The 20,100-nt window shown below is 69.4% G+C and carries 19 protein-coding genes; 10 read left to right on the top strand and 9 right to left on the bottom strand.

The genetic code is table 11. The features are described from left to right. The first annotated feature begins 59 nt into the window (after window positions 1–59). From ABZX90_RS19955 to ABZX90_RS19930, 6 genes are all read left to right on the top strand, one after another. Window positions 60–1,268, top strand: a complete 1,209-nt coding sequence (locus ABZX90_RS19955) for an ROK family transcriptional regulator (RefSeq protein ID WP_351127504.1) — start codon at window positions 60–62, stop codon at window positions 1,266–1,268. Between the two features lie 280 nt (window positions 1,269–1,548). Beyond that, window positions 1,549–3,033, top strand: coding sequence for an APC family permease (locus ABZX90_RS19950; RefSeq protein WP_355206517.1), 1,485 nt, complete (start codon window positions 1,549–1,551; stop codon window positions 3,031–3,033). Continuing rightward, window positions 3,030–4,043 (top strand): acetamidase/formamidase family protein, encoded by a 1,014-nt coding sequence (locus tag ABZX90_RS19945; RefSeq protein ID WP_355206514.1) that lies wholly within the window; start codon window positions 3,030–3,032, stop codon window positions 4,041–4,043. Before ABZX90_RS19950 ends, ABZX90_RS19945 begins: the two co-directional genes overlap by 4 nt. A 184-nt stretch (window positions 4,044–4,227) precedes the next feature. Next, the gene (locus ABZX90_RS19940) at window positions 4,228–4,827 is read left to right on the top strand and encodes an N-acetylmuramoyl-L-alanine amidase (protein WP_355206511.1); all 600 of its coding nucleotides are present in this window, start codon (window positions 4,228–4,230) and stop codon (window positions 4,825–4,827) included. A gap of 134 nt (window positions 4,828–4,961) precedes the next feature. Beyond that, complete coding sequence (locus ABZX90_RS19935) at window positions 4,962–6,263, top strand: GAF domain-containing protein (protein ID WP_355206508.1); 1,302 nt, start codon at window positions 4,962–4,964, stop codon at window positions 6,261–6,263. 137 nt (window positions 6,264–6,400) lie between these two features. Then, a complete protein-coding gene (locus ABZX90_RS19930) occupies window positions 6,401–7,924 on the top strand; it encodes an aldehyde dehydrogenase family protein (protein WP_351127512.1) in 1,524 nt (507 codons plus the stop codon). On the opposite strand, the gene ABZX90_RS19925 is transcribed toward ABZX90_RS19930, so the two are convergent. The 4 genes from ABZX90_RS19925 to ABZX90_RS19910 form a co-directional block, all read right to left on the bottom strand. Then, entirely contained in the window at window positions 7,921–8,223 is a 303-nt protein-coding gene (locus tag ABZX90_RS19925; RefSeq protein WP_355206505.1) for a hypothetical protein, read from the bottom strand. The two genes, ABZX90_RS19930 and ABZX90_RS19925, sit on opposite strands and share 4 nt — an antisense overlap. Window positions 8,224–8,269: 46 nt before the next feature. Beyond that, window positions 8,270–9,490, bottom strand: a complete 1,221-nt coding sequence (locus ABZX90_RS19920) for a helix-turn-helix domain-containing protein (protein ID WP_355206502.1) — start codon at window positions 9,488–9,490, stop codon at window positions 8,270–8,272. Window positions 9,491–10,011: 521 nt separating this feature from the next. After that, the gene (locus ABZX90_RS19915; RefSeq protein ID WP_355206499.1) at window positions 10,012–12,903 is read right to left on the bottom strand and encodes an AAA family ATPase; all 2,892 of its coding nucleotides are present in this window, start codon (window positions 12,901–12,903) and stop codon (window positions 10,012–10,014) included. 644 nt (window positions 12,904–13,547) lie between these two features. Beyond that, window positions 13,548–14,270 (bottom strand): hypothetical protein, encoded by a 723-nt coding sequence (locus ABZX90_RS19910; protein WP_351127518.1) that lies wholly within the window; start codon window positions 14,268–14,270, stop codon window positions 13,548–13,550. A gap of 223 nt (window positions 14,271–14,493) precedes the next feature. Between ABZX90_RS19910 and ABZX90_RS19905 the strand changes: the two genes are divergently transcribed. The 3 genes from ABZX90_RS19905 (at window position 14,494) to ABZX90_RS19895 (ending at window position 15,797) form a co-directional block, all read left to right on the top strand. Continuing rightward, window positions 14,494–14,964: a DUF1003 domain-containing protein gene (locus tag ABZX90_RS19905; protein WP_351127520.1), complete on the top strand. Its 471-nt coding sequence runs from the start codon at window positions 14,494–14,496 to the stop codon at window positions 14,962–14,964. A 130-nt stretch (window positions 14,965–15,094) separates the two neighbouring features. Continuing rightward, window positions 15,095–15,442, top strand: coding sequence for a WhiB family transcriptional regulator (locus ABZX90_RS19900; RefSeq protein ID WP_355206495.1), 348 nt, complete (start codon window positions 15,095–15,097; stop codon window positions 15,440–15,442). A gap of 25 nt (window positions 15,443–15,467) precedes the next feature. Next, complete coding sequence (locus ABZX90_RS19895; protein ID WP_355206492.1) at window positions 15,468–15,797, top strand: hypothetical protein; 330 nt, start codon at window positions 15,468–15,470, stop codon at window positions 15,795–15,797. A gap of 308 nt (window positions 15,798–16,105) precedes the next feature. Here the strand turns inward: ABZX90_RS19895 and ABZX90_RS19890 are convergent, their stop codons facing one another. Further along, window positions 16,106–16,504, bottom strand: a complete 399-nt coding sequence (locus ABZX90_RS19890; RefSeq protein WP_355206489.1) for an SsgA family sporulation/cell division regulator — start codon at window positions 16,502–16,504, stop codon at window positions 16,106–16,108. Between the two features lie 352 nt (window positions 16,505–16,856). On the opposite strand from ABZX90_RS19890, the gene ABZX90_RS19885 reads away from it, so the two are divergent. Continuing rightward, window positions 16,857–17,294 (top strand): hypothetical protein, encoded by a 438-nt coding sequence (locus ABZX90_RS19885; RefSeq protein WP_351127526.1) that lies wholly within the window; start codon window positions 16,857–16,859, stop codon window positions 17,292–17,294. A gap of 4 nt (window positions 17,295–17,298) precedes the next feature. Here ABZX90_RS19885 and ABZX90_RS19880 read toward each other — a convergent pair whose 3' ends face one another. The 4 genes from ABZX90_RS19880 to ABZX90_RS19865 all read right to left on the bottom strand — a co-directional run bounded on the left by ABZX90_RS19880 (window position 17,299) and on the right by ABZX90_RS19865 (window position 20,037). Continuing rightward, a complete protein-coding gene (locus ABZX90_RS19880; protein WP_351127528.1) occupies window positions 17,299–17,679 on the bottom strand; it encodes an SsgA family sporulation/cell division regulator in 381 nt (126 codons plus the stop codon). Between the two features lie 189 nt (window positions 17,680–17,868). Further along, on the bottom strand, window positions 17,869–18,108 hold the full coding sequence (locus ABZX90_RS19875) for a hypothetical protein (RefSeq protein WP_351127530.1): 240 nt from the start codon (window positions 18,106–18,108) through the stop codon (window positions 17,869–17,871). A 133-nt stretch (window positions 18,109–18,241) separates the two neighbouring features. Next, on the bottom strand, window positions 18,242–18,895 hold the full coding sequence (locus tag ABZX90_RS19870) for a BON domain-containing protein (RefSeq protein WP_355206484.1): 654 nt from the start codon (window positions 18,893–18,895) through the stop codon (window positions 18,242–18,244). Window positions 18,896–19,041: 146 nt separating this feature from the next. Beyond that, window positions 19,042–20,037: a LysR family transcriptional regulator gene (locus ABZX90_RS19865; protein ID WP_355206481.1), complete on the bottom strand. Its 996-nt coding sequence runs from the start codon at window positions 20,035–20,037 to the stop codon at window positions 19,042–19,044. Between the last annotated feature and the right edge of the window lie 63 nt (window positions 20,038–20,100).

The raw sequence follows: 20,100 nt of genomic DNA, 5'->3' as shown, positions 1-20,100 counted from the left end.
CGTGTGGGGACCCGCATCGAGAGGCCGACGGGACCGACCGGACGAGGATTGACGGAGGCATGACCGCACCGCTGCACGAGGCCCACCCGACCGGTTCCGGCCGACGGCTGCCCGACACCCAGCAGGGCATGCGCCGCCGCAACCTCTCCCGGGTCATGCACACCGTCAGCGCCGAGGGCCCCTTGTCGCGCGCCGCCGTCGCCTCCCACATCGGTCTGACCCGGGCGGCCGTGTCGACCCTGGTCGACGAGCTGATCCGCTCGGGGCTGCTGGAAGAGCTGGGGCCCGAGCGGCCCGGCAGAGTGGGGCGGCCAGGCTCCGCGCTCGCCGTCAGCGGGCACGGTCCCGCCGGGATCGGCGCGGAGGTGGGCGTCGACCATCTCGCGGTGTGCGCGGTGGATCTCCGCGGCGCCGTACGGGCCCGCGCGGTGCGCCACGGCACGAATCGCGGCCGGGCGGCCGAGCCGGTGATCCGGGAGCTGACGGCGCTCGTGCGTCAGGTCGTCGCCGAGGCCGCGCTGGAGGGGCTGTGGCCCGCGGGCCTCGCCGTGGCCGTCCCCGGACTCGTGGCACGCGACGCCCGGACCGTGGTCCGCGCCCCGAACCTCGACTGGCACGACACGGACCTCGGCGCGCTGCTGCCCTCGGAGCTGCCGCTGACCGTGGACAACGAAGCGAACTTCGGTGGTCTCGCGGAGCTCTGGCTCGGCGACACGACCCCGCGTGACTTTCTCCATGTGTCGGCGGAGATCGGCATCGGTGCCGCGGTGCTCGTGGACGGGCGGCTGCTGCGCGGGACCCGTGGTTTCGCCGGCGAGTTGGGGCATGTCCCGGTACGTCCGGAGGGGCCGGAGTGCCCGTGCGGTGGACGCGGGTGCCTCGAGCAGTACGCGGGCGAGGAGGCCGTGCTGCGTGCCGCCGGCCTGGAACCGGGCGAGGACCGGGTCGGGCTGCTGGCCCAGCGCGCCGCCGAGGGCGATCCGGCGGTACGCCGTGCCCTGCGCGACGCCGGAACCGCGCTCGGAATCGCCCTGACCGGGGCGGTCAACCTCCTGGACCCGGAGACGGTCGTGCTGGGCGGGGCGCTCGCCGGTCTCGCACCCTGGCTGCTCCCCTCCCTGGAGGGCGAGTTGGCCCGACGCACGGCCGGTCCCGCCTGCGCCGTGTCCGTCTCCCGACTGGGATCCGAAGGACCACTGCTGGGTGCGGCGCATTCGGTGGTGCGGGGGGTGCTCGACGACCCTGCGGCGGTGGCCGGACGGTCGTAGGCGGCAGCGGCAGCGGCAGCGGCAGCGGCCGGACGGTCGCGGGCCGCACGCGGCCGGACAGTCGCGGGGAGTGCCCCAACGTCACGCGTCGAGGCTCGCGCATCGCGCATCGCACGGAGGCCGTTCCCCCTTGCGGGTGATCGCCATGTCCACAATCCGCGGGCCGTCCACGGACTCGCGCCTCGCTCTTCCTGCCCAACCGGCAAGCGCCGTAACGTAATTCACGCGAGGCGCAGCCGTTCTGCCGATGGCTGTGTTCCGGTCGAATCGGGGGGTTCACATGTCGGAGGGTGCGCTTCCGGGGCTGCGGCGCGAGGCGATCGGCCTGCGCGAGGTCCTGTTCCAGAGCATCACGGCGATGGCGCCGGCCGCGGCGATCGCCGCGTCCATTCCGTCGGGCGCGGCGTTCGCGGGTGGCAGTCTGCCGCTGTCCGTGCTGATCGCCCTGGTGGCCTGTCTGTTCACCGCGTCGTGCGTGGCCGAGCTGGCGCGGGAAATGCCCGCCGCGGGGTCGGTGGCCACCTACACCGCGCAGGGTCTGCATCCGTCCGTGGGCTTCCTCGTGGGCTGGGGTTATGTGTTCGTCGAAGCCCTGGTGCCACCGCTGCTCCTTCTTCAGCTCGGGTTCACCATGGCGGGCACACTGCACCAGGAATGGTCCTCGTATCCGGACGATCTCTGGTGGCCCTGGTCGCTCGCGGGCGCGGCGGTCATCGCGGTGGCGGGCTACCTGGGAGTACGCGCCTCGGCCCGCTTCGGTACAGTCCTCGGCGTCTTCGAAGTGCTGGTCTTCCTCGTCTTCGCGGTGTGGCTGATCGCCAAGGCCGGCGGGAACAACACACTGTCGGTGTTCGGGACGTCCCACACCGCCACGGGGTACGACGGGATCAGTGGTGTGTTCGCGGGGTCGGTGTACACCGTGCTCGCCTTCGCCGGGTTCGAGGCGGCGGCCCCGCTCGCGGAGGAGACCAAGGACCCACGCCGCACGATGCACCGGGCCGTCCTCGGTGCGGCGCTCGCGATCGGTCTCGTCTACGTCCTGACCACCTACGCCATGTCGGTGTACTTCGGTCCCGACCGGTTCGCGGGGTTCGGGGCCTCCGGCGCCGCCTCGTGGGAAGGCGTGGCACGCGCTTCGTTCGGGCTGTTCTGGGTGCTCGTATTCCTCGCGGTGGTCAACTCGACGATCGCCAACGCCAACGCGTGCGCCACCGTCTCCACGCGCACGGCCTTCGCCCTGGCGCGGATTCGGGTCTTCCCCGAGCTCTTCGCGCGGGTGCATCCGAGACACCGCTCCCCCGCGGCCGGGGTGGCCGTACAGTGCGCCGTGGCCGTGGCGGCCATGCTGGGACTCGGTCTCTGGTACGACCCCGTGACCGCGTTCCTGCTCCTCGCGACAGTGATCGTCACCGTGGTGATCGGCGTGTACATCGTGGTGAATCTCGCGTGTGCGGGCTACTTCCTGCGCCGCAGACGCGAGTTGCTCAAGCCCGTGCGGCATCTCGTGTTCCCGCTGCTCGGCATCATCGCCTTCGTCCCCGCGCTGCTGACGGCTGCGGGCCTGCCGGTCTTCGACTTCGTGACCGAACTGACCGCGCCTGTGTCGTACGCCGGGCCGGTCGTGGGTGCCTGGATGTCGGCCGGTGTCGTGATATTGATCTTCCTGCTGCGCCGCCACCCCGGGCGCATAGCCGAGACCGCCCGTGTCCACCTCGACGAGACCTCCACCCCCGCCCCTTCGCAGAGCGGAGCTGTGCAGCCATGAGCGACCCCCGGATCCTGACCGTGCGGCCCACGCCGGGCGAGTTCGCCTGGACGTTCGGCGGCGCACCGCCCGTGGCACGCATCGCGCCGGGCACGGTGCTCGATCTCTACACCGAGGACTGCTTCGCCGGACGGGTGCGCTCCGAGAAGGACTTGGTGTCCGAGGTGTGCGAGTTCCCGTTCCTGAATCCGCAGACCGGTCCCTTCCATGTCGAGGGAGCGCAGCCGGGTGACACGGTCGCGGTCCACTTCGTCTCGATCGAGCCGGCCCGTGACTGGGCGGCGTCGACGACGGTCCCCCTCTTCGGCGCCCTGACCTCCACGCACACCACCGCATCCCTCCAACCGCCGCTGCCGGAGACCGTGTGGATCTGGCAGCTCGACCGGGAGCGGCGGACCGCGTTGTTCAGCGCGCGGGACAGCGACATCCGGATCGAGCTGCCGATGGATCCGATGCACGGCACAGTCGGTGTGGCGCCCGCGAATCTGGAGGTGCGTTCCGCGCTGGTGCCCGACGCGCACGGCGGGAACATGGACACGCCGGAGATGCGAGCCGGGGTGACCTGTTTTCTCGGGGTGAACGTCGAGGGGGCGCTGCTCAGTCTCGGCGACGGGCACGCACGCCAGGGTGAGGGCGAGACCTGCGGAGTCGCCGTCGAATGCGCGATGAACACCGTGGTGATCGTCGAGCTCCTCAAGGGCGTCGCCACCCCGTGGCCGCGCATCGAGTCCGACACCCACATCATCTCGACCGGCTCGGCACGCCCTCTGGAGGACGCCTTCCGGATATCCCAGCTCGACCTCGTGCAGTGGCTGGTGCGCGACTACGGGTTCAGCGAGTTGGACGCGTACCAGTTCGCGACGCAGACGGTCGAGTCTCCCGTCGCGAATGTCTGCGACACCAACTACACGTGCGTCGCCAAGGTGCGCAAGGAATGGCTGCCCGCGCGTGAGGCCCATCGCGGACTGCACGCCCGACTGCGTGAGACGGCCGCGGCGCTCCGGCACTGATCGCGCGGCCCCGTGCGACCGGACGCGGATCGACACCCCGGTTCCGAGAGTGCCGAATCCGGGACCAGAGCTCCGGACTCCGGACTCTCGACTGCGGTCTCCCGGACCCGACTCCCGGACTCCGCTCCCACCGCCTTCACCCTCACGATCCGACCACCCCCCACTGACGAAAGGCCAGCACTCCATGGAGCGAGCACGGTCGTTCCCGAGCCGGCGGCGGCTGCTCAAGGGCGCAGCGCTCGCCGCCCTCCCCTACGCGTTACTCCCCGACGTCAGGGCGACGGCGCAGTCCGCGGTCGTCGACTATCCGGGCGCCGAGTGGACTTCGGCGACCAGCTCCAACTACACGGCGTCCGATCGCCCCGAGAGCTACGAGCTCGACTACGTGATCATCCATGTCACGCAGGCCACATACGCCAACACCCTGTCCATCTTCCAGAATCCGCAGAAGAAGGTGTCGGCGCACTACGTCGTGCGCTCGGCCGACGGCCATGTCGCCCAGTGCGTGAGAGAGCACGACGTCGCCTGGCACGCGGGCAACTGGGACTACAACACCAGAAGCATCGGCATCGAGCACGAGGGCTGGGTGGACAAGCCCGCCTACTTCACCAACGCCCTCTACGAGGAGTCGGCCAAGCTCACCGCCGCGATCTGCGACCAGTACGGGATTCCCAAGGACCGCGCCCACATTCTCGGTCACTACGAGGTTCCGGGCACCGATCACACCGATCCCGGACCGAACTGGGACTGGACGCGCTACATCAGGCTCGTCAACTTCGCCTGACCAGGGGCAGCCTCGCGGTGCCCCGAGCGGGCGCGCCGCGAGGCACCGAACGGAAGGTGACCGTCACACGGGTTGTCGGGGCCCGCACCGGGAGTGACGATAGACCCAGCCGCATCGCCTTCCGGGAGGCCGAGTTGACCGATCCTTGGGTGGCCCTGGAACCGGGGACCGATCCCGCCGAGCGGGTTCGGCTGCTGCGCCGCGCGTACGAGTCGTTCACCGAGGCCGGGACGGTGCCGCGGCCGGTGCGTTCCGTCGTGGCGGACTCGTGGCGGCGTTCGGCGCGGGCGGGCGTCGCCCCGGACGGCGCCGCGAGCGTGGAACTCATGGACGGGGAACTCGGTTCCTACCGGGCGGAACATCCGCTCGCCCGGGTGATGCCGCTGTTCCGGGAGCTGATGGGAACGTTCGCGGCGGACGGGGAGCACCTTCTGGCGGTGTGCGACGCGCAGGGCAGGCTCTTGTGGGTCGAGGGCCATCCGGGGACGCGCCGGCAGGCCGGACGGATGAACTTCGTGCCGGGCGCGCGGTGGTCGGAGACGGCGGTCGGTACGAACGCGCCCGGGACGGCGGTCGCCGTCGACCGCCCGGTGCAGGTGTTCGCGGCAGAGCACTTCATCCGGCGTGTGCAGCCCTGGACCTGCGCGGCGGCCCCCGTGCACGATCCGCGCACCGGGCGAGTGCTCGGCGCGATCGACATCACCGGCGGGGACGGCCTCGCGCATCCGCACAGCCTCGCCTTCGTGCAGGCAGTGGCGCGGGCCGCCGAGTCCCATCTGGCGCTGCTGGCACCGCAGCGGGCCATGGCCGACACGCTCGAACTGACCGCGCTGGGGCGCGACGAGGCTCAACTCGTCGCGGACGGGCGGAAGATCAGACTCAGCCGCAGACACAGCGAGATCCTGGTGCTGCTGGCCCGGCATCCGGAAGGCCTGACGGGCGACGAGTTGCTGTGCGCGCTGTACGAGGACGAGTCGGTGACGCCGGTGACCCTGCGCGCCGAGCTGGCACGACTGCGCAGGCTCCTCGGTCCGGGACTGCTGGGTTCGCGCCCCTACCGGCTCACCCGGCCGGTCGAGTCCGATGTGGCGGTGGTGGAGCGACGGCTCGGCACCGGCGCGGTGACGGCGGCCACGGCGGTGTACGCCGGTCCGCTGCTGCCGGGGTCGACGGCGCCGGCGGTGGTGCGGCTGCGGCGGAGGCTCGCCGACGGGCTGCGTACGGCGATCATCGCCCGGCGGGACCCCGACCTGCTGGCCGACTGGGCCCGTGCGCCCTGGGGCGAGGACGATGTCGACGTCTGGCGGGCGCTGTCCGCCGTACGCCCGGCGGCGGCCGTGCACGCGCGCCTGGTGGAGCTGGAGTCCGAGCAGGCCGCACCGGCCGGGTGGACGCACTCCGCTCGGAACGGCCGTATGCGACCGGAGCCGCGCTGACGAGGGGGCGCGGCCCCACCTGCGGGGCGGGGAGGGCGGTTCCGGGGACACGCAACGTCCTTGCAACGTACGGGTTCCTAGCCTCGCGGCGAGAGCTGCCCAACGGCGGGCAGCGCTTCTCCGGGAGGCAGACCAGCATGACCCGATACGCGGCGCCCGGCAGCGAGGGCGCGATCGTCTCCTACCAGGCGCGTTACGACCACTTCATCGGCGGGGAGTACGTTCCGCCGGCTCGTGGGCAGTACTTCGAGAACCCGAGTCCGTTGAACGGGCAGCCGTTCACGGAGGTCGCGCGAGGCACCGCCGAGGACGTGGAACGCGCGCTGGACGCGGCACACGCGGCGGCCCCCGCCTGGGGTCGTACCTCCGTGACCGCGCGCGCCGACATCCTGCTCAAGATCGCCGACCGGATGGAGGCGAACCTGGAGAAGCTGGCGGTCGCCGAGAGCTGGGAGAACGGCAAGCCGGTACGCGAGACCCTGGCGGCCGACATCCCGCTCGCGATCGACCACTTCCGCTACTTCGCGGGGGCGATCCGCGCCCAGGAGGGCTCGCTCGGCGAGGTGGACGACGACACCGTCGCGTACCACTTCCACGAGCCGCTCGGCGTGGTCGCGCAGATCATTCCGTGGAACTTCCCCATTCTGATGGCGGTGTGGAAGCTCGCCCCGGCGCTGGCGGCGGGCAACGCGGTCGTCATCAAACCGGCCGAGCAGACACCGGCGTCCATCCACTACTGGATGAGCCTGATCGCGGATCTGATCCCGCCGGGTGTGGTGAACATCGTCAACGGCTTCGGCGTGGAGGCGGGCAAGCCTCTGGCGTCCAGCGCACGGGTGGCGAAGGTCGCGTTCACGGGTGAGACCACGACGGGGCGGCTGATCATGCAGTACGCCTCGGAGAACATCAAGCCGGTCACGCTGGAGCTCGGCGGCAAGTCCCCGAACATCTTCTTCGACGACGTGTGGGCCCAGAACGACGACTTCCGCGACAAGGCGCTCGAAGGCTTCACGATGTTCGCGCTCAACCAGGGAGAGGTGTGCACCTGTCCCTCACGCGCGCTCGTCCAGCGCGGCCACTACCGCGAGTTCATGGAGGCGGCGGTCGCCCGGACCGAGCTCATCAAGCCCGGCAACCCGCTCGACACCGACACGATGATCGGCGCCCAGGCCTCCAACGACCAGCTGGAGAAGATCCTCTCCTATCTGGACATCGGCCGGCAGGAGGGCGCCAAGGTGCTCACCGGCGGCGAACGCATCGAGCACGACGGGGAGTTGAAGGGCGGCTACTACGTCCAGCCGACGATCTTCGAGGGCGACAACCGGATGCGGATCTTCCAGGAGGAGATCTTCGGCCCGGTCGTCTCGGTGACGTCGTTCGACGACTTCGACGACGCCATCAAGATCGCGAATGACACGCTGTACGGGCTCGGCGCGGGCGTATGGACGCGGGACATCAACACCGCCTACCGGGCGGGCCGTTCCATCCAGGCCGGCCGGGTCTGGACGAACTGCTACCACGCATATCCGGCACATGCCGCATTTGGGGGCTACAAGCAGTCCGGCATCGGCCGCGAGAACCACAAGATGATGCTGGAGCACTACCAGCAGACGAAGAACCTGCTGGTGAGCTACTCGCCGAAGAAGCTCGGCTTCTTCTAGACACAGAAACAGAAGAAGGGTGCCTGACCAGGCAATATTCCCTGGTCAGGCACCCTCCGCGTCGCAATCGACGACTCCGACCGCTGCATGGACTCCTCGATCAGCCGGTTGGCATGGCTCCGCGCTTCGGCCGGGAACTTGGCGTAGCGGCGGAAGAGGATCTGGACGCCTTGTCCGGCTCGGCGCGCGCACTCGGCGGGGTCGACCCCGGAGGCCAACCAGAACGAGATGCCTGCGTGGCGCAGGTCGTAGGGGCGCTTCGCCAGCTCAAGGGCATGCTCGCCAAGGGAGTTCACCAACACGGCAAGGAAGCGGGGGTTCGACTCGCGCGTGGCGCCGATCGGCTCAGCTGTCCGCTGTCTCCGTGGTGCCGGTCGACTCCGAGGACGGGGGCTTCGGCGTCTGCCGCACTGCGCGCAGCGCGAGGAAGAGTTCGGTGATGCCGCGGGGATCGGCCAGGGAGCGGCCGGTACGCTCGGCGATCCGGCGCAGGCGCATGCGCACCGTGTTGGGGTGAACGTAAAGACGCTTGGCTGCCTCATCGGCCGATCCGCCGCAGCCGAGCCAGACGTCCAGCGTGTCCAGCAGCAATTCGCGTTCGCCGGTCGGCAGGGCCTCGATCGGACCGAGGACGTTGATGGCGACGCGGGCCATGACGTCGGGTGCACCGGCTGCCGAGACCGCAACCGGGGAGTCGTCGAAGACGGTCACGGTACCGCTCGCCGCATCGCCGCCGCGCATGGCAACCTTGGCGAAGCGCAGGGCGTCCCCAGTGCTGCACAGGTCGTCGTAGGAGGGGCTCACCCCCACGCGCTGCTCCGCGTGGTGCCGCAACACCTCGACGAGATCGTCCAGGTCCCGCGGGGTACGCAGGTACACGATGCCCAGCTGGAGATCGGGGCGCAGCCGCCAGGCGGACCGGATGCCGCGCCGCCTGAGGAGGGCCGCAACCTCCGGCAGGGCCTGTCGACCCATCTGCGGTACCTCTGCGGCGACCAGGGTGAACGGACCGGTGTGCGGCATGCCCAGGACCTCAGCCGCGGACCACACGGCGTCGATGTCCATGCTCCTGCCCTCCAGCAGCGCCTCCACCAGCGCCGAACGCTCATGCTCGCTGGCGAGGTGCCGCTGGGCCACCACGTCGTGGTATCCGGAGACCATGGCCTCGGTAATGCTGTCCTGGAGTTCGGACATCGTCGTGGCCACTGCGACCAGTTTGTCGCTCTCCACCAGGGAGGTTCTGGTGGCTTCGGCGACCGCTGCCTCCCAGAAGTACTTCACGCCGATGCGGTAGGCCGTCATCACCGTGGGAAGCGGCACATTCTCCAGGGCGCGTCGGCGGCCGATGCGCTCCGCGGCCTCGGTGTCCAGAGGCACCTGTCCGGTCAGCGCCTGGAGTGCGTTGCCGAGGTGGGTCCGGCAAGCCTCCTCCAGCTCCTCCGCGGGCACCACGTCGTAGTGGTAGTCCCGCGAGCCGGCACGGATCCGCGCCGCCATCTCCTTCGCCAGCTCCCCGACGCGTTCGAGCAACACGGTCGCCAGGGCGCTGATCTCCTTGTCGACCAAGGTCTTCTCCGGCTCACCGATCAGGGGGTCGTCCCTCTACGGTAGCGCGGGAGCGCAGCCCGCACCGTTGCGCGGAGTCGCCGCCTCGTACGGCCCCGGACGACGGGCCCCGTTTCCCTTGGCTTGAGAGGCCTGCCTCCCGAGTGAGCCCATCCAGGTGAAGCATGCGGTCGCGGAGGCGGGGTGGCACCGGATGTGTGTCGGCGCAGGCTGCGATCGGCGCCGAGGTTCTCGCAGACCGGCGTCATCGGACGGCCCGGTCGGTAGCAGCGCTGTCTGCTCTCCGGGCCACTCCTCGCGCCGCCAGGTGGTCACTGCCTCCTCGTCCTGCCGCGGGCCGACGTCGCCCCGAAGCCGGTGGATCAGCCGGCCGGGGCTTCGACGACGGCTCGGGCCAGGTAGAACACCGGACGCCAGAACCAGCGCGGGCCGAAGTCACACGCGGTGATGGTCAACGGTGGCACGCCGGCGCTTCAGCACGATGAGCACATTGACCAACCAGTCATGCGATTCGGCAATGTTCAGTCATGAGCGGCCGAACGGGATTGCCGGCCGTCCTGGACCTCGGCGAGGAACGCCGACGGTGAGGCCTGGTCGTCCTCGCCAGGTGCCATCGCCTCCAGGGCGGCGCGGAGCGCGGCGCGTGAGGTGACACCAAGTTTGGGATACAGCCGGTGCAGATGCGAGCCGACCGTGCGGTGAGACAAGAACAGCCGTTCGCCGATCTGCTTGTTGGTCAGGCCGATGGCCGCCAGCTCGGCGATCTGCCGTTCCTGCGCGGTCAACGCGGCTGTCGGTGCGTCGGGCCCGGTGGTGGTGGCAACGCCAGTGGCGCGTAGCTCGTTGCGGGCCCGCTGGGCCATGGCTTTGGCACCGATCCGGTCGAAGGTTTCGTAGGCGGCGCTCAGGTACAGGCGGGCGCGGGGGTCGCGGGTGCGGCGCAGCCACTGCCCGTAGGCGAGCTGGATGCGCGCGTGTTCCCACGGCCACCGGGCCGCTTGAGGCAGGGACAGGGCTTCCTCGAACAGGGGGCCGGCTTCCTTCTCCTCGGCAGTCAGAGCCGCGGCCCCGGCGTTGATCATCGCGATGCGGGGGGAAATGCGGTGGATGCCTGCCTGTTGCGCGGCTGCGATGTGGGCGCGGGCCTGGTCCATGCGGCCGGTGCGGACCGCCGCCTCGACCAGGTCCAGGACCTTCCATCGGCCCGGGATGCCGGGGCTCGGTGCGCCGGGTGGGTCGATCCGGGCCACCTGGGCATGGGCCTCCTCGTAGTCGCCCTGGCCCAGGGCCGCGAAGCTGCGAGCCGCCCGGGCGTATGATTCCGTCACCTCCATGCCGCGGGGCGCCGCCCAGGTCGTGGTCTCCTCGCTGCGGGTCCGGGCGAGGTCCGCGTCGCCGCGAAGAGCCGCGCCTGATGCCAGCAGGGCCCGAAGCTGTTGCTCCCAGAAGAAGTAGCCGTACGCCGCTGCCAGGTCCAGCCCCTCCTGTGCCAGAGTCTCGGCCTCGTCCCACTGTCCGTGGACGTAGGAGTCGTGGCAGAGCAGCATCAAAGCGGGAATGACCATGGCGATCGCGCCGCCGTCGCGTTCCCGTTCGATCATGCGACGGACCAGGTACCTGTAGTCGGACAGAGCGTCCATCGCGACCGCCGCGAAGGCCAGGGGGATCAGCTCCCAGGGTGCCGCGTCGCCAGGTAGTGCCGCGAAGGCGTCGGCGAGGCCCTTCCGTACCGCATCGGAGGTGCGGGTGGGGTCGACGTACGCGTCGTAGCACAGTCTGAACGGGGTTACCGCAGTTGGTTCGAACCGGGCCATTGCGGTCTTGAGGAGCTGCCACGGCTCGGGGCGCAGGGTGTAGAGGCTGACGAGCAGCACCGCGTACAGGATGCCGTAGCAGTGCCAGTTGTCGTTCTTGGCGGGAGCGGTGTCGTCGTCGAACGCCCGGGCCAGGAACCGGTAAGCGGCATCGACATCGCCCTCATCGTTGGTGAGGAGGTGGGCGGTGACGGCGAAGACCAGCCCGGTCGGCGTGTGGAGTGTCTGTCCGGCATCGGCCAACAGCCGTGGAACGTCTTCGAGTTGACCGGTGATGGTCGCGAGGTAGGCGGCCTCGACCAGTCTGCGGGACCGGTCGCCCGGATGCGGGCTGAGTTCACCCGCCCGGATGAGGGCGGCCGCCGCGCCGGACGCAGTGGAGCGCCGCCGGTCGAAGACGGCCCCCTCGTCCGACGCCATGGCCGCGGCGCCGGACGGTGCGCCGCGACGCCAGGCGGACAGGGCTGCTTCGTCAAGCGCCCGGGCCACCGCCTCGTCCGGTCCGGTCGCGGACTCGGCCAGATGCCACGCGCGGCGCTCGGGGAAGGCGGCCAGGGCCGCGGCCAGGGAGTGGTGCGCGCTCCGGCGTTCACTCGGGGATGCCCGGTGCACGATCGCGGCGCGGATCAGCGGATGCCGAAACGACATGTGGCCGTCGGCCGCATCGACATGTACCAGGTCCGCTTGCTGCGCCGGAGCGAGGTGGTCATCGCCCGCGGAGACTTGCGCGGCCTTCCGTACCGTGGTCAGGTCGGCTCCGGCGTCCAGCGCGGCCACAAGCAGCACTTTTCGGGTCGGCGCAGGCAGTCTTTCGACGGCAGAGGCGAAGGCCGCCGCCAGCCGCTCGGAAAGGGGCAGGAGCGCGGGCAGCGGGTCCTGGCCTGAGCGCTGCGGCTCGCTCAGCGCCTCCGGCAGCTCCCGCAGCGCGAGCGGGTTGCCCGCGGCCTCTGCCAGCAATCGCCGCCGTACCGACGGCCCCAGCCCGGGCCATCGAGCGTCCAGCAGCTCGGCTGCCGCCTGTGCGGTCAGCGGCCCGATCTCGCGCACGGACAGCTGGAGTTGGTGGAAGAAACAGCCCGCCCCAGTCCGTATGGCGGCCAGGAAGAGAATCGGGTGGTCGCTGATCCTGCGGACGACGAACCCCAGCGCGGTCGCGCTGGCGCAGTCGAGCCACGGCACGTCGTCGGCGATCATCAGCAGCGGATGCTCGACGGTGACCTCGGCGAGCAGGGCGAGTACGGCCGCCGCGGCAGCCGGCGGGTCCGGGGAGGCTCCCGGCGTGAGACCGAAGATCCGGTGGAGGACGTCGCGATGGTGGTCGGCGAGCCGTTCGGCGTGATGGCGCAGCGGGTAGAGCATCTGGTGCAGCGCCGAGAAGTTCATCTCGGCCTCGAACTCCACGGCGGAGGCGCGCAGTACCCGCATTCCGACGTCTGCGGCCCGTGCTGCGGCGGCATCCAGCAGTGCCGTCTTTCCCACCCCCGGGGCACCGCGCAGCAGCAGCCCGGAGCCGCCCCGATCGAGCCGGACGAACAGCGAGTCCATCAGTTCCAGCTCGGCCGTGCGCCCGGCCAGGTCCACTCCAGGCCGTGAGGTCACCGACTTCCCGCCATCAAGCTGCTTGCCGGAAGAATTATGATCGGTTGACAAGAAAGAGCATCCTTACTATTCACTCAATTTGCGATGATCAAGGACCGGCTCGTAGCTGGTCCTATGCCCGGCCACGGGGCTCGGCCCGGCCTCGGGGCTCGGCGGCGGCGCCCGCCGTGAAGAACCTGACGACGGCAGGGAATCGGGGCCTCCGACTATCCGAAGTCCGCCGACTGCGACGGCGTGGGGACCACGACGTCGACCATCGCTCACACTGACCTCCTGCAGCTTTCGGGTGGACAGCCGGACCGACGCCCTGTACCGACATGGCCTTTTCTCGCCCTCGGGCTCGCACGGCTGCGCCCCCGCCCTGCGACAGCACGAGTCCGCCGACTTGCCGCAAAGGGAGCCGCACCCGACTACCCGAGCCCTGCCCGGGCGGTGCCGGGACCTGGTTCCTGTGTCCATTTCGGACGATGTCGAAGCGGCACGGGAGGTGGCGTGCTGTCCCCACGTGGGCGAACGTCCACTTCACATGGACAACAGATCATCACTGATTGCGGAACGGTGGTCGATGTTCCTGGCCACAGCAATCGGCGCCAACGGCAGTGATTGGCCACATGGTCGCCGCGAGGCATCCGGCCGGGGATCCCCTATCTCTCCGCGGGACGCCGATGAAATGCGTCAGCGGAGGCCTCATTGGCTCTCCTGACGCCCAGCGCCGGCAGCAGCTTCAGGGGCCTCCTGACCCTACGGCGCCTCGCAGAGCGGGCCTCGCCCCACAATGAGCTGGTCATGAGCAGTCTCCGGGCGACCCCAAGCGTCTCGATCACGCGCGCAGCCCCGCAGGCCGACACGGCTGCGGCCGCATCACAGCCATGGACAAGGCGACCACCATCCGGAAGCATCCCGACCGGCGGGCGGGCTGAGCGGGGACGAGATCCGCTTTCCCTCATACAGGAAACGGGCCATCCGGCGTCCGTGACGCCGGATGCGGCGACGCCCGCGCAGGCATCGCCAACGATCGGCGCGGCACGTTGGGCAGGCGTATCCCTGGCATCATCGGCGGCCTTCTGCGGACGCCTCACATCGCGCTCCGCCTTACGTTCTTCCCGCTTCTTGCGGTCCGGGTCCATATGCTCCTGCCAGGAAATGTGCACCTGGCTCCAGGTTCCGGCGACGTTCACCTTCACCGGACCGACGCGTTCACTGCTGAAGTCACGCATGACACCGGCAGCGACGAGGGCGTAGCGGGCGGACGCGACGACAATCGCCCTCACGGTGACTCGGGGCCACGCCAACGAGAAGACTCCTACGACGACGGCCGGCAGCCCCCGCGAGATCACTGGCATCGCCGTCGACTTGGCCATGCTCATGCCCTTCTCCTCCGGAGAGTGGCCGCTCCCGCGGGGCGAAGCGGAAGCGGCGCCGGCGTCACTCTGCCGCGGCGACGGCCCGGCTCGCTTCGGTCAATCGGCTCAATGAACGGCGTACGGATTCGCATTCGGCCTGCTAGGCAGTCGATTGACCCAAGAGGGAGACCTGCCCCGCGCGTACCCTGGCGGGCGTCTCTCGTGAGCAGCGGATCAAGGAGTGGCCATGACCTTTGGGACGAATGGGTTCGGCAGACGGCTCCGGAGCGAGCAGGTCGTTCTCGCGCGGATGCGCGGGACCCAGGACAGGATCGCGGACGCGATCACCACCTTCGCCGGAACGATGCTGTTCGTCTATATCCACGCGGCGTGGTTCACGGTCTGGATTGCCTGCAACGAGGGGCTGTTCGGCCAGTCAGCGATCTGGGACCCGTACCCTTTCGGACTGCTCACGATGATCGTCAGCCTTGAGGCGATCTTTCTGTCCACGTTCGTGATGGTGAGCCAGAACCGCCAGGCGATTCGCGAGAAGGTCCGCGCCGACCTGGACTTCGAGACCAATGTCCGCTCGGAGGTGTGGTCGGCTCACATCGGACATGCCCTCGGAGTCGACTCCAAGCAGGTCGAACAGGAGGTGCAGACGTTCCTCGCGCAGAACCAAGCAAAGATGAACAGTACCGAGCAGTCCTCTCAATAGATCCAGCGAAATGGACGCGCGCGGCACGCCTCGTGGGCCGAATTCTTCCTCCCTCCCCCGCCCGCATCCCCGCGTACCGTCCGCCAATGAGCCAATCGACTGAAGCCGCGACGCCGACCCGGCGGTGACGATGACCTGCATCGACCTGTCACCGGGAGGAAGCGTCATGATCCATCGACATCGCCCTTTTCTCGCCTATTGGAATTGGCAACAGCACGCACTCTGCCGGGGCATGGACAGCTCCGTCTTCTTCTCTCCGTCCGGCGAGCACGGTGCCGAGAAGCAGGCGCGGGAGACGAAGGCCCGGGCCGTCTGCAGGCGTTGCCCTGTGATCGAGGCCTGTGCCTGGACCGCGATGAGCGGTCCTGAACCGTACGGCGTCTGGGGAGGCATGTCCGAGGGGCAACGCAGACGGCTTCGGCAGTTGCGGCCCCGCAAGGTCGTTGCGGCCGAGTCCGAGACGCCGAAGTCCGAGTGAAGGTGCTGGATGGGGAGGGCGTGCGATGACGGAGAGCGGTGGCAGGGCGGACGCCGAGCGGCTGCGGCTGGCGAATGCCGATGCGGGGCGGGCGGCGTGGCGGCGCTGGGGGCCGTATCTGAGCGAGCGGCAGTGGGGCACGGTGCGCGAGGACTACAGCCCCGGCGGTGATGCCTGGTCGTACTTCACCCACGACCAGGCCGGCTCACGGGCCTACCGCTGGGGCGAGGCCCGGGATCGTCCTGGCGGCAGATCTGCTGGAGCACGAACTCGGTGTCGCAGGTGGTGCGGCGCGGCCACAGCGGTGGTGCGGACGGCATCGCGGGCGTCGGCGACGACGCGACGAACTGGTTGACGCGGGCCTGTTCGTCGCACTCGACGCCTGGCACTGGCACCTGCTCTCGCTCCAGCGGTAGCCGACGGGTGGCCCTCGCGGCCCGCGCGACCGGAACAGCCCGGACGACCGTCATATGTACCGTGCTGTGACCGGAGCAGGAAGCACAGGCGTGCGCTGCTCGGCCTGGCCACGGAGCTCGGCCGAGCGGCACTCGCTCTGATGCGCGGTACGCGCAAGGAACGTGGCGGCCGCGCATCGTGCTGGTGGCCCGGTACGTCGGGCGTGCCGGGCTTCTGCGCCGCGTCACGGACCGATGCACGTTTGCGTCACCGAGCCTGAGGCAACGGCGCGGAAGGCCGGAAGGGGACGGATCGGAGCGTCTCGGCGAGCCAGGCGCGCAGCGGGGCGATACGGCATTCGAGGAGCGCCGCGCCGGTGTCGCCCTGGAGGAGCAGCCAGAGGCTGTCCCCTCCCTGGCGCTGACACGGCGGCCATATCCAAACATCGCGGTCGCCGGTCGGTCGGTGCAGGCCTGCCATGAGCAGGTCCCGGGAGAGGACCCAGGTGACGGCGCCGCCGATGTCGTTGGAGAATTCGACGCGCACCTTGAGGGGCTGGGTCCGGTCGTAGCTGAAGCGGGCCCGGACGGGCAGTGTCTCGTGCAGGGACACGTACGGCCATATCGTCAAGGAGAGATCGGCGCAGTCCTGTTCCTCGGAAGGCACCTCCCTGCCTGAATCGTTCTGGGAGCGGGCCATGTGCTTCCCTTCCGTGTTGATCTGAAAGCGGCCACCAGCCGACGCAGGCGAAGCTGCCGCCGACGATCAGGACACGGGGACGGGTCGGGTTGATCGGGCTGGTCATGGCGCTTCCTTCGAGCGGCTGAGCGGGCCAGGGGGCCGAGGGCGCCATCGTGATCCGGGTTGGGAGACGGCGACTTCCGTCGGATGACGCAAGCGCCTACCCTGCGGCGGGAACGGCCCGGACGACCGCCGTACGTGCTTCGGGCAGTCGTCCGACGGAAGCCCGACAGGTCGTCGGCCACCTAGCTTCGGAGTCATGAGAAGAACGGAACGAGTGACCTCTCCAGTGACCGTGGCCGTCAAGTCCGGCGACCTCCGGCTTGCTTGTGACATCTCCACCGCCCTGCGCGCCCGGCCCCGCGTGTGCCTCCTGCGACCGGAGCAGGAAGCACGCGCGGAGGCGCTGCTCGTCCTGGCCACGGAGCTCGACGAAGAGGCGCTTGCGTTCATGCGCGGTGCGTGCAGGGAATATGGGCGGCCGCGCATCGTGCTGGTGGCCCAGTACGCGGGGCGCGCCCAGCTTTTGCGGGCAGTACGTCATGGACTGGTCAACGTGCTGCCCCGGCGCACCGGGCTCGACCACATCGTCCTCGCCCTCTTGCGTACCCACGAGGGCCACATGCGCCTGTCCGATTCCGCCCTTGTCGACGGCCTGGGCCTGCGGCACCGAGCCCAGGCCGTCGACGGCGTGACACCTTACTGGACACCGTAGGCCGTTAGCGTTCCCAAGCTCCCAGAACGTGCGCGAAGGCCTCGTCCCAGTCCATCGAGAGGCCTTCCGTACCGAAGGGAACGAATCTGAGCGTCTCTTCGAGCCAGGCGCGCAGGGGTTCGATGCGGCCTTCGAGGAGTGCCGCGCCGGTCTGTCCCTGGAGAATCAGGCAGAGGCTGTCCCCGCCATGGCGCTGGCACGGCGGCAAGATCCGTACGTCGCCGTCACCGCTCGGTCGGTTCAGGCCCGTCACGAGCAGGTCCCGCGAGAGGACCCAGGTGACGGCGCCGCCGAGGTCGTTGACGAAATCGACGCGCACCTCGAGTGGCCGGGTGCGGGCGTAGCTGAAGCGGGCCTGGACGGGCAGTGTCTCGTGCAGGGACACGTGCCGCCACATCCTCAGGGAGAGATCCGTGCAGTCCTGTTCTGAGGAACGTACGTCCCTGCCTGGTTCGTTGTCCGAGCGGGCCATGTGCTTGCCTTTCTGCGCTGATCTGTGCCGGGTCGCGTGAGCTGCGCCCGGCGCGGCCTCCGGGTATGCCCCTCGGACCGCGCCGGGCAGCGGGCCCTCTCGTCAGATGGCCGGGTTCTTCAGGCTCCGCCGCTGGTGGACGACGATGTAGCCGAGCAGCGCGTAGCCGAAGAGGTGGCCAGTGGTGCGGGCAAGCCTGTGGCGCGGAGCGTCACGGAACCAGTGATGGTGGGAAGGTGTGCGGGAGACCGCCTTCGTGCCGGCGACCACTGCGAGTGCGTCCCGCAGCAGGTTTTCGAGCTCGGCGCCCGGCTCGCGGAAACGGCCGGTGCCCTTCTTCATGGATCGAGCCGCGTCGTGCATGGCGTGCTGTGCCTCTCGGTCGGGTTCGGGTGGTCCTGAGAAGAGGAACAGGCCGGTCCCGCGGGGTTTCCCGAGGAACCGGCCCTTGTGAATCCTCTGATGCGACTTGGTGTCAGCCGGTGATGTAGAGGTCGTCGCGCACGTCGTAGACGCCCGGGGCCATCCAGGCCGCCGCGATCACGGCGTCGTGCTCCGCCCACGTGCGGACATGGCCGGTGAGGACCACCGTGTTCCCATTGGTGGTGACGGCGACCTCGCTGTCGTCGAGGATCAGCGCGTTGCGGTCCAGCGCGTCCGACACCAGCAGGGTGACGTCGACCGGGTCGGCGCCGTCGGAGATCTCGATCTTGTTCTTGATACCGCGGACTCCCGTGAGTCCGGTGACCGCCCGCTCCGCGGCCTGGCGCTCCGAGCCGTACCGGACAACGCCGGTCAGCTTCAGGTTGCCGTTACTGGCGGTCGCCTCGACACCGACCGGCACGGCGACGTTCATCAGCAGCACGTTGTTCGCCGTCGCGGCCAGCGTCGCGTCGTCGCGCTCGTGCGCGGCCGGCAGCACCACCTCCAGGTTGTTGTGGACCTTGGTGACGCCCGCCACACGCTGCGCAGCGGCTGCGGCTTCCAGGTACTGGAGGTAGCTCGGGACCGTGCCGGTGAGCCTTACTTCTCCGCCCAGGTTGTGAACGGTGATGTCCGTCGCGTCCACCAGCGGGTCGAAGACGAGTTCCGCGTCGACCGACTGGCGAATGTCCTTTGTCTTGCTCATCAGAGGGACCCTTCCGTTCCGGTGAGAGCGGCGAATTTCCGCTTCGCCATCAGTTGACCGCGAAACCCCGGTGCAGGTAAAAGCGATGCGGATGATTCTGGTATTGCTCTGCGCTATGGATTCCGTGACATGGATCGGGTAGCGGTTCAGGGGGCAATCTTTTCGGCGGTGTCGAAAAGTACCTGCTGCAATTCACGGGGGAGGTCCGTGTTCCACACCAGAGCGGCGATGGCGGTCAGCGGGGACCCCTCGACGCGAACGGGCACCATCTCGTGACGGCCCGCGTCCGCCGTCGACTGCGGATCGATCCCCACGGGGTGGCACGGCCCCGTCAGGACGGCGCTCGGCCGGCTCCCGGTCGCGGCGAAGGCCAGCGTCATGGGCAGCGACTGCCGAAACGGCGGGTCGGTGAACTCGAAGGAGGGGTTCCTGGTCTGCAGCACCGAGCGCCATGCGTCGTACGTTCCGGGGTCGTCGTGACGAGGACCGTGGATGATGTGCATGCGGGCGAGTTCGTCGAGGCCGATGGTCCCGTTCGCCGCCCCCGGGTGCCGTGCCGAAATCCAGACATCGGGTTCGAAGGGCCCGATGTCCATCACGTCGAGGGGGACCGGCAGCGCGCGGTTCGCCGAGCTCATCCAGCCCAGAGCGGCGTCGGCCCGCCGCTGGAGGATCGAGGAGAAATCAGCGTCCAGCGACGTCTCCAGCCAGGTGACATCGACCTCGGGGGCCGCGGATCGCAACCGCGAGACGGTCGCCGCGGCGAGCGTGGGCGGCAGATAGGGCTGAACGACGAAACGCAGGCGCGACCGGCCAAGACCCGCCGCGTGTCGGGTTCGGCTGACGCCATGATTGACCAGGGAGAGAACGGCCCGGGACTCCTCCAGCAGTACTGTGCCGGCTTCGGTCAGCCGAACTCCTTCACGCCGACGCTGCAACAACGGCGTGCCCACGAATTCCTCCAGACGCCGAATCTGCTGACTCAGTGTCGGCTGCGCGACATACATGCGCTCCGCGGCATGTGTGAAGGTGCCTGCTTCCGCCACTGCCACGAAATAGCGCAGATGGCGCAGTTCGACACCGTGGGGTGCCGAATTATCAGAATCGAGCGAGGAAATCGACCCGTTTTCGGTTTTCTCCATGCAGTCCCATCCGGCCACTCGAGAGAAGCGGACTCATGTCATGCTGCCGGAGGTTCCGTTGCC

The organism is Streptomyces sp. NPDC002935 (assembly GCF_040611295.1).
Classification (GTDB): Bacteria; Actinomycetota; Actinomycetes; order Streptomycetales; family Streptomycetaceae; genus Streptomyces.
The sequence above is the reverse complement of the archived record's forward strand: the minus strand, read 5'-3'. Positions and strand labels throughout refer to the sequence as shown.

Coding starts and splice junctions, on each gene's coding strand:
- ABZX90_RS19955 (WP_351127504.1), top strand. CDS start 60: ATGACCGCACCGCTGCACGAGGCCCACCCGACCGGTTCCGGCCGACGG.
- ABZX90_RS19950 (WP_355206517.1), top strand. CDS start 1,549: ATGTCGGAGGGTGCGCTTCCGGGGCTGCGGCGCGAGGCGATCGGCCTG.
- ABZX90_RS19945 (WP_355206514.1), top strand. CDS start 3,030: ATGAGCGACCCCCGGATCCTGACCGTGCGGCCCACGCCGGGCGAGTTC.
- ABZX90_RS19940 (WP_355206511.1), top strand. CDS start 4,228: ATGGAGCGAGCACGGTCGTTCCCGAGCCGGCGGCGGCTGCTCAAGGGC.
- ABZX90_RS19930 (WP_351127512.1), top strand. CDS start 6,401: ATGACCCGATACGCGGCGCCCGGCAGCGAGGGCGCGATCGTCTCCTAC.
- ABZX90_RS19910 (WP_351127518.1), bottom strand. CDS start 14,270: ATGAGCATGGCCAAGTCGACGGCGATGCCAGTGATCTCGCGGGGGCTG.
- ABZX90_RS19905 (WP_351127520.1), top strand. CDS start 14,494: ATGACCTTTGGGACGAATGGGTTCGGCAGACGGCTCCGGAGCGAGCAG.
- ABZX90_RS19900 (WP_355206495.1), top strand. CDS start 15,095: ATGACCTGCATCGACCTGTCACCGGGAGGAAGCGTCATGATCCATCGA.
- ABZX90_RS19895 (WP_355206492.1), top strand. CDS start 15,468: ATGACGGAGAGCGGTGGCAGGGCGGACGCCGAGCGGCTGCGGCTGGCG.
- ABZX90_RS19875 (WP_351127530.1), bottom strand. CDS start 18,108: ATGAAGAAGGGCACCGGCCGTTTCCGCGAGCCGGGCGCCGAGCTCGAA.
- ABZX90_RS19870 (WP_355206484.1), bottom strand. CDS start 18,895: ATGAGCAAGACAAAGGACATTCGCCAGTCGGTCGACGCGGAACTCGTC.
- ABZX90_RS19865 (WP_355206481.1), bottom strand. CDS start 20,037: ATGGAGAAAACCGAAAACGGGTCGATTTCCTCGCTCGATTCTGATAAT.